Raw genomic sequence first — 8861 nt, 5'->3', positions numbered from 1 at the left:
TTTTTTCAAAGTTTTTTTGACTTAGTTTCGTTAGCAACGAGACTTATCTTATCACTTATCAAAACAACTGTCAAACACTTTTTTATCTTATGTTTTTGTTGTTTCGCATCAGCGACGAGATTTATCTTAACATTCTTCCTACATTATTATTCACAATTTTAATTTAATTATTCTACATTATCCACATTTTTTTCTTTTTTTCTCTATAATTCTTATTTTTCCTATTATTGATATACTAGGTAGCGTTTCTGCCAATAAACATTATTTTTCTTTATTGTTTTATTAATTTCGTAAGTTTATAATACTTGTATGCTATATAGGTAAAATTATTTATTGAGGTGATATTAATGAAAAAAATACTTAATAATGACTGGCAAGACTTATTAGAAGAAGAATTTAATAAAGATTATTATTTATCTTTAAGGAGTTTTTTGGCTAAAGAATATAAAGAGAATACTATTTATCCTGATAAATATGATATTTTTAATGCATTGCATTTTACTCCATACAAAGATGTTAAAGTAGTAATATTGGGTCAAGACCCTTATCATGGCCCTAATCAAGCACATGGATTAAGTTTTTCAGTAAATCCTAATGTACCTATCCCCCCTTCCCTATTAAATATATACAAAGAGTTAAAATCAGATTTAGGATGCTATATACCAAACAATGGCTATTTAAAAAAATGGGCTGATCAAGGTGTTCTACTCCTTAATACCTCATTGACTGTTAGGGCTAGTCAAGCTAACTCTCATAAAAATATCGGTTGGGAGACCTTTACTGATAAAATAATTTCCTTAGTAAACGAAAAAGAAGATCCTGTAGTTTTTATACTTTGGGGAAATAATGCAATTAAAAAGAAATCCCTTATAACAAATAAAAGACATCTAATACTTACGTCTGTACATCCTAGTCCATTATCTGCATCTAGAGGCTTCTTTGGAACTAAGCCATTTTCTAAAACAAATAGTTTTTTAGAATCAGTAAATAAAACTCCTATAGATTGGCAAATAGAAAATATATAAAAAAATGGTCGCTTAAATAAACTGATTACTTGATTAATCTTTTTCAAAATTAAGTTACAGTATATTTAAACGACCTCTTCTTATCGTAAAATTTATGTATATATTTTAATATTCAATCACTAATTCTATTTCTTTTATAAATAGAATATATAAATGCTGATAAAATTCCAATTACTCCACCAGCAGCAAAAGTTAAAGTTATGTTTCCTATAATAGCTCCAACTAAAACTCCAGTGCCTACCCCTATAGCTATTCCTTTAGTTAAATATTCATAATCTTTATCTGAAAGTATCATTTTTTCTAAAAACTTAACCATAATTACCTCCTCAGAATTCTATACTTAAATTATATAGTATAATTATTAATAATTTCTTACTTAAAAGTTAACTTTACCTAAATATTATTTATCAATTGCTTATACATATTAGACGCATTAGATATCCAATTAGTTCCTTATATTTATAATTTTTATTTATTTCATATCATTAGGATAATTATAAAATACTAGTTAAGTTACTCTTGATATTAAAATGAAAATATTCTAATAAATTTGAGTATTAATTAGAAAAAATAGAAAAAAGCAACTTACGAATGTAAGTTGCTTCCTGGTGGCTCGACCAGGAATCGAACCAGGGACACGAGGATTTTCAGTCCTCTGCTCTACCGACTGAGCTATCGAGCCTTAACACAGACAATTATACCAAATAACTTATATTATGTCAAATAAATTTATTTAATTTTATAATATGTATTTTTTGTAATTATAAAAATATACTTGTAATATATAACACTTTATATCGGAGGTTAATTTGCAATTCGTAATTTTTATAATTCTTATATCTGCTATAGCAGGAGTATATTTATATTATGATCAACAGCTTGCTAAAGTAAAAAAGCAATTAATGATTACTTCTAATCAACTTAGGAAATGTAAAACTCAACATAGATCATTAGCGACCATTGATAAGCCTCTAAATATTAAATTTATTAATCCTTCTTCTCAAATTGGGATAACTAATACAAGTGCTAAGTTATATCTAGCTCCGACACTAGATTCACCTAAGTTAAATACCTTATCAATAAAAATGGAAGTTAAAATTCTTGATAGTGCATTAGTAGATAATCTACTTTGGTTTTATGTTAATCTTCCAATTGATAGCGACATTAATTGTAGAGGATGGATATCTAAAAATGATTTCTCAACAATTTTTCCAAACTCTAATTCGATGGTTAAATAATTAAAAAATCTAAAAGTACAAAATGCTTAAAAGCATAAGTACCTTTAGATTTTTTAAGCTTGTATATTTTTTAAATATTTCCTGACGTAACTTGTCTTACCATAACTAATAAATATATAACTATTATAAAAATAAAATATATATTAAATACATTTTCTTCATTGTTTTTTCTATAGAAAATTTCTTTACTTATTGTTCCTCGTTTTATATTATCCTTCTTAAGCTTCTTTATTAAAAGATATGCTATATAAGCGAATAATATTGCCATACATCCATATTGAAACGTTAATATTAATTTTTCTCCTAATGAAATTGCTTTTAAACTAATTTCAGAGTCTACATTAGATGGCAAAAATGATACTATCTTTTGTATAGTTATTGATGTTCCATTAATAATAAAATGCATTATTGCCGAAGCAAAAATACTATTGGTTATTCTTACTACTAATGCTAAAATAAATCCTAATGCTGTAGCATAAAGAAACTGTTGTGGATCTAAATGCATTATTCCAAATAAAAGTCCTGTTGCAATACAAGCTACATATATGTTCTTATTATCATATCCTGATAACACTATACCTCTTATTGTTATTTCTTCTGTTATTGCCGGAAGTACTGCTATCAATAATAATAATATCCAATAAGGAGTATTTACAATTTCTCCAACAAAATTTCCTATCTCATTTTCAAAAAAGAACTGTGATATTAAAGAAAAGAAAGTCATTATAGGCTGACATACAAAAGCTAAACATATAACAATAAAAATATCCTTTATATGCAGTTTATTTAATCTTAATACCTTTTTGGGTGATTGCTTAGTAATTAATAAGTATATTAATGCTGGTACTATAAAAATTATTATGTGATTTATTGTTAACATCCATCTTATATCATTTATATTTAAAGCTCTAAAAAGTATATATACTGGTAAAAATAGTTGTAATAACATAATTATTAAAAAATAAATATTAGCCTCTTTTATTTTCTTCATAAATTCCCTCCCCAACATAGATAATATAGTAATAATTTGATTTAAGATTGTATAATACTCATCTTATTTGTTAATAATATTTAATGAAGTAAATTATACTTCATAATTAATCGCCTCTCCCCCATTTTATTTATATACAAAAATAATCCCTTTAATAACATTTAAATTTAGAGGGATTATTTTTTATTTTATAAATATCCTCTTTTAGTTAATAAATCTATAAGCATCTTTAACGCAGAAATTGTAGTTTCTTTTCTAATTTCATTTCTTTCTCCAGTAAAATTAAATTTTTTCACTACTGTTTCTCCATTTAAATATATTCCTATATATACTAATCCTACAGGTTTTTCAATTGACCCGCCTCCTGGCCCAGCTAAACCTGTAGTTGAAATTGCTACTTTTGATCCACTTACCTTTGCAATTCCATTAACCATTTCTCTTGCTGTTTCTTCACTTACAGCGCCATATTGTAATAATGTCTCTTCTCTTACGCCTAGTCTACTTATCTTTGCTTCATTTGAATATGTTACAGATCCCTCTAAATAAGCAGCTGATATTCCTGGGTATGATATTAATTTAGCTGCAACCATACCACCCGTACATGATTCTGCTGTGGAAATCGTTAAGTGATTTTTTATCAAAATTTCACCAATAATATATTCCAGATCTTTATTGATATCTATATTTTTCATATTATAACTTCCTCACATATCTAAATATTCTTAATTTAAATTATATACTCTTTACAAATAAAGGTATATAATAATTAACAATAAAAATCTCTAAAGCATTGTTGTGCTTTAGAGTTATGTACTATCTATATTTATTAGCTGTTATATAATAATCTCCACCACTACTTATTCCTTGCTCTAAAATATTAAAATCATTTTCTTTTAACATTGAGGTAATTATGCTTATATGCTGTTTATTCTTCGTATCTAATGTTATAGTAAAGTTATCATTCTTATCAACTATTCCCATATAATCATGAATATCACTATATTCTCCAAGTCCTAATGCTCCTCTTATATCCATCTTATAATCAGACATATCTTACCTCCATTTCTTGCAGCTTATTTTTACAAACTCTTTACATATAATTATTTTATGTAAGAATTATTTATTTATTCATAAAATAATAAAAAAGCTACCATATAGGTAGCTTTTTTATTAAGCTTCTTCCTTTAATCTCTTAGCTTCATCTAGTATTTTAGAAACTTCTGTTGAAGGAACTTCTTCATATCTAGCAAACTTACTTACATAGCTTCCTCTTGCTTGGGTCATTGACCTTAAATCTGTAGAATAATTAAACATTTCAGCCATAGGGACTTCAGCAATAACTTTTTGAAGCTTTCCTTCTTGCTCCATACCTATAACTCTTCCTCTCTTCTTATTTATATCTCCCATTACATCTCCCATATATTCGTCTGGTATTAAAATTTCCACACTCATAATAGGTTCTAATAATACAGGTTTAGCTTCTTCTAATCCTTTTTTGTAAGCTATTGAAGCTGCTATTTTAAATGCCATTTCAGATGAATCTACAGGATGATAAGATCCATCATATAAAGTTGCTTTTAAGCCTATAACAGGATATCCTGCTAAAACTCCATTTGATAAACAATCTCTTAATCCCTTTTCAACTGCTGGAATAAAGTTTCTTGGTACAGCTCCTCCAACTACTTTATCAACAAATTCTAAATCAAGTTCTCCATCATTTCTTGGTTCAAATATAATTTTAACATCTCCATATTGTCCATGCCCACCTGATTGTTTTTTATGTTTTCCTTGGACATCTGCTCTACCTTTAATAGTTTCTCTATAAGGTACCTTAGGTTGTTGTAGCGTAACATCAGCTCCAAATTTATTTTTTAATCTACTAGCTATAACTTCTAAATGAGTTTCTCCTAATCCCCAAACTACAGTCTCTGCATTTTCTGTATCTCTTTCAACCTTAAATACAGGATCTTCTTCTGATAATTTAGACAGTGCTAAAGATATCTTCTCTTCATCACCTTTAGCCTTAGGTAAAATAGACATTGGCATTACTGCTGTTGGAAAATTAATCTTGTCATACATTATATTGAAATCTTGACTACATAAAGTATCTCCAGTACCTGTATATTGAAGTTTAGCAACTGCTCCAATATCTCCAGCAATTATTTCTTGTACTGGAACTTGATTTTTTCCCCTCATAAAGAATAAATGATTTAATTTTTCTGTTTTTTCCTTATTAGAATTTAAAACGTTAACATCGCCATCTATCTTTCCTGTTATTACTTTAAATAAAGATATTTTGCCAACAAATGGATCAGCTATAGTTTTAAATACCATCGCAGAAAATGGCTTATCATCTCCTACTTTTATGAAAACCTCTTCACTATTACTTGAATTTTTTGCTTTTTGTGATAATGAATATTCCGGTGATGGAAAACAATTTACTATATTATCTATAAATGATTTTATTCCTACTAACTTAGTAGCACTTCCACATAACACTGGTGCTATATCTCCTTGAGCACAACCTTTTACTAATCCTGAGTAAAGATCCTCATCACTCAATTCACCATCGTTTAAATATTTATCTAAAAGTTCTTCATCAGTTTCAGCTATAGATTCCATTAACATTTGTTTACATTCATCAACTTTATCAACTAAATCTTCTGGAATATCTATATTTTCACACTTTAAAGTCTTCTTATCAACTTTTATAGCAGTTTTTGAAATTATATCTACAATTCCATCAAAATCATTTTCTCTTCCTATTGGATATTGAATAGGAACAACACTCATACCAAACTTTTCTTTTAATTCATCTAAGGTTTTATCAAAGTGAGAATTTTCCCTATCTAACTTGTTTATAAAAAATGCTCTTGGTAATTTGATTTTATTGCAGTAATCCCATGCTTTTTCAGTTCCTACTTGAACTCCTGATACACCACATACAACAATTGTTGCAATGTCCACAGCTCTCATTCCTTGAACCATTTCTCCCTGAAAATCAAAATATCCAGGCATATCAACTAAATTTATCTTGGTATCACCATTTTCAAAATAAGCTATAGATGTTGATAATGATATTCCTCTTCTCTTTTCTTCTTGATCATAATCCATTACCGTAGTTCCATCTTCAATCTTACCTAATCTGTCAGTGGTATTAGCATAATATAATAGTGCTTCTGCTAAAGATGTCTTCCCTGTAGCTCCGTGTCCTATTAAACCTACATTTCTTAGATTTTTAATGCTATAGTCTTTCATAATACATCGATAATACTTATAGTAGTATTATCTTTCACCCACCTTTCTTATATGAATTTGTTTGGATTGCTTTCATCTAAATTACTAAATATTATTGATTATATAGTTAATTTTTATGAAATTATATTCTAAAATAGTACTTATACATAATTGCCTATTCATGATTAATTTTCCTAATTATTATAAAATTATTCCCAATTTATATAAGAGTAATCATTTGAATATTACCCTATGTAAGTAATTTATATATTAAGTGGTTCATATTATTACTAACTTTCATTTAAATATTTATAAAAAAACAAGACTTACACACAATAATTAATCTTATGTACAAGCCTTGCTCTAATTCGTTTTTACTTAACTTCAAATTTATCACTAATATAATTCTATTAATAGACTTTTATATTTAATTATAATTAGTATACTAATTAATAACTTGCGTTAAGTTTATTCTCTTTTTTCTTATTTATCTTAATCTTTATATTTACAATAATCATAGCTAATAAAGCTCCAGCTGAATCAATTAAAACATCTCTAAATGCCATCGCCCTTCCTGGAATAAAATATTGGTGTATTTCATCTGTACAAGCATAAAAAAATGAAAATATAAAAGAATAAAAAATAGCATTTTTTATATTTAAATAACATTTCATAACATTAATACTTAAGAAATACAATATAAAATATTCTGTGAAATGAGCTGTTTTTCTTACTATAAATGTTGCAAGCTCACTTAATTCATTGTTTAAATCTATTCCTATAAACTGAAATAATTTCAATACTAATCCACTTTGTTTACTAGATACATCTCCTGGTTGATTTGACATATAAAATATCAATCCCATCCAGAATAATAACGCAATCCATCGTATTATTAATCTTCTGTTTCTCATTTTATTCTCCTAATTATTTTTACACTTTATCTATTAAATATTTATTTACATATGCTAAAGATTCTTCAATAGTACTTTGTCCTCTTTCTAAATCTTGAATTCTCATTTCTAAATTACAAACCCTTTGTTCTATTAAATACATAACCTCTTTTATATCACTTAAAAGTTTAATTTCATAAGAAACTTGTACTCCATCTGAATCTATATATATCTTTTCTGGTGTAGAGCCACACTCAGCACATTTAACATAGACTCCTTCTTTATCTAAATCTCTAAATACTTTAAATGTATCATTATTACATTTGGAACAATTCGATAACATTGTAAAATCATAATAGCTAATATCAATTTCATATTGACTTCCGCAGTTCTTACAAGTTAATTTAAGATTATTATTATCAGTCTCTATAAAAAATGTATTCCCGCTACAACCTTCTTTTTCGCATACCACAGTTCTTATCATAAAGATTGCCTCCTCATTTATTTATGGTAATATTATTACCTAAGAAATTAATATGCTAAAATTTATACATATATGATAATAATTTAATTTATATACTTATATAACAATACTATTCTATTTTTTATGCTCCATTTTATTATTTAGATTCTTTATTTTCTAGTAATAACTCTATCTCTATTTCTATGTTTTTAATGTCTTTATCTATCTTGTCCGTATTTTTATTAGCTAACACTAATTCCCGCTTTTTTAATTTTAATTCTTTAAGTCTCAATTCTAGTTCTTCCCTATTATTCATCCTGACTCAACTCCCCATATTAAATATTATTTCTAAATAATATTTTATTACCTCTCTATAACATTAATTATATCTCATTTTTATTATATTCCCATAAATAAAATGCACAAATTTTAGATATATTACGACATTTTATTAAATTTTTACAAAATAAAAAAGCTACGAATTACTTCGTAGCTTTGGTGGAGGTAAAGGGAGTCGAACCCTTGACCCCTTGCGTGCAAGGCAAGTGCTCTCCCAACTGAGCTATACCCCCAAAAATGGTGGACCTTCAGGGACTCGAACCCCGGACCTACCGGTTATGAGCCGGTTGCTCTAACCAACTGAGCTAAAGATCCTCAGCACCTGGCAACGTCCTACTCTCCCACACAGTCTCCCATGCAGTACCATTGGCGCTATAGAGCTTAACTTTCCTGTTCGGAATGGGAAGGAGTGTTTCCTCTACGCCATCACCACCAGATATAAGTAATAGTCCAATTATTTTTGGTTATTTACTTTTCAGAGTGTTCTCTGAAAATTGCACATGAATTCTATATTTTTTATTGGTCAAGCCCTCGACCTATTAGTATCAGTCAGCTAAATACGTTACCGCACTTGCACCTCTGACCTATCAACCTTGTGTTCTTCAAGGGGTCTTACTAGCTTATGCTATGGGAAATCTCATCTTGAGGTGGGCTTCACGCTTAGATGCTTTCAGC

At 27.8% G+C, this 8861-nt stretch carries 10 protein-coding genes, 3 tRNA genes and 2 rRNA genes; 2 read left to right on the top strand and 13 right to left on the bottom strand.

What is annotated here, in order from left to right; genetic code table 11:
* Positions 1 to 347 precede the first annotated feature (347 nt).
* Positions 348 to 1025 (top strand): uracil-DNA glycosylase, encoded by a 678-nt coding sequence (locus ARA56_RS15930; RefSeq protein ID WP_055268456.1) that lies wholly within the window; start codon positions 348 to 350, stop codon positions 1023 to 1025.
* Positions 1026 to 1137: 112 nt separating this feature from the next.
* Here ARA56_RS15930 and ARA56_RS15925 read toward each other — a convergent pair whose 3' ends face one another.
* Both ARA56_RS15925 and ARA56_RS15920 read right to left on the bottom strand, forming a co-directional pair.
* Positions 1138 to 1341 carry a hypothetical protein gene (locus tag ARA56_RS15925; protein WP_055268454.1) on the bottom strand — a complete coding sequence of 68 codons (204 nt, stop codon included), beginning with the start codon at positions 1339 to 1341 and terminating at the stop codon, positions 1138 to 1140.
* A 290-nt stretch (positions 1342 to 1631) separates the two neighbouring features.
* Positions 1632 to 1707 (bottom strand) — tRNA-Phe (locus ARA56_RS15920).
* Positions 1708 to 1834: 127 nt separating this feature from the next.
* Here ARA56_RS15920 and ARA56_RS15915 point away from each other — a divergent pair.
* Positions 1835 to 2263, top strand: coding sequence for a hypothetical protein (locus tag ARA56_RS15915; protein ID WP_070205711.1), 429 nt, complete (start codon positions 1835 to 1837; stop codon positions 2261 to 2263).
* Between the two features lie 70 nt (positions 2264 to 2333).
* Here the strand turns inward: ARA56_RS15915 and ARA56_RS15910 are convergent, their stop codons facing one another.
* The 11 genes from ARA56_RS15910 to ARA56_RS15865 all read right to left on the bottom strand — a co-directional run.
* On the bottom strand, positions 2334 to 3254 hold the full coding sequence (locus ARA56_RS15910) for a CPBP family intramembrane glutamic endopeptidase (protein ID WP_055268452.1): 921 nt from the start codon (positions 3252 to 3254) through the stop codon (positions 2334 to 2336).
* Positions 3255 to 3442: 188 nt separating this feature from the next.
* Positions 3443 to 3946, bottom strand: coding sequence for a CinA family protein (locus tag ARA56_RS15905; protein WP_055268450.1), 504 nt, complete (start codon positions 3944 to 3946; stop codon positions 3443 to 3445).
* 121 nt (positions 3947 to 4067) lie between these two features.
* The gene (locus ARA56_RS15900; RefSeq protein ID WP_055268448.1) at positions 4068 to 4304 is read right to left on the bottom strand and encodes a hypothetical protein; all 237 of its coding nucleotides are present in this window, start codon (positions 4302 to 4304) and stop codon (positions 4068 to 4070) included.
* A gap of 120 nt (positions 4305 to 4424) precedes the next feature.
* The gene (gene fusA / locus ARA56_RS15895) at positions 4425 to 6512 is read right to left on the bottom strand and encodes an elongation factor G (protein ID WP_055268446.1); all 2088 of its coding nucleotides are present in this window, start codon (positions 6510 to 6512) and stop codon (positions 4425 to 4427) included.
* 428 nt (positions 6513 to 6940) lie between these two features.
* Complete coding sequence (locus ARA56_RS15890; RefSeq protein WP_055268444.1) at positions 6941 to 7405, bottom strand: VanZ family protein; 465 nt, start codon at positions 7403 to 7405, stop codon at positions 6941 to 6943.
* Between the two features lie 19 nt (positions 7406 to 7424).
* Positions 7425 to 7868: a hypothetical protein gene (locus ARA56_RS15885; RefSeq protein WP_055268442.1), complete on the bottom strand. Its 444-nt coding sequence runs from the start codon at positions 7866 to 7868 to the stop codon at positions 7425 to 7427.
* Between the two features lie 136 nt (positions 7869 to 8004).
* The gene (locus tag ARA56_RS16870) at positions 8005 to 8163 is read right to left on the bottom strand and encodes a hypothetical protein (protein WP_172675783.1); all 159 of its coding nucleotides are present in this window, start codon (positions 8161 to 8163) and stop codon (positions 8005 to 8007) included.
* Between the two features lie 180 nt (positions 8164 to 8343).
* A tRNA-Ala gene (locus tag ARA56_RS15880) sits at positions 8344 to 8419 on the bottom strand.
* 5 nt (positions 8420 to 8424) lie between these two features.
* Positions 8425 to 8501, bottom strand: a tRNA-Ile gene (locus ARA56_RS15875).
* Between the two features lie 5 nt (positions 8502 to 8506).
* Positions 8507 to 8623 (bottom strand): 5S ribosomal RNA (rrf, locus tag ARA56_RS15870).
* An 82-nt stretch (positions 8624 to 8705) separates the two neighbouring features.
* A 23S ribosomal RNA gene (locus ARA56_RS15865) occupies positions 8706 to 8861 on the bottom strand; the annotation flags it as partial.

The organism is Clostridium disporicum (genome assembly GCF_001405015.1).
GTDB classification, from domain to species: domain Bacteria; phylum Bacillota; class Clostridia; order Clostridiales; family Clostridiaceae; genus Clostridium; species Clostridium disporicum_B.
The sequence above is the reverse complement of the archived record's forward strand: the minus strand, read 5'-3'. Positions and strand labels throughout refer to the sequence as shown.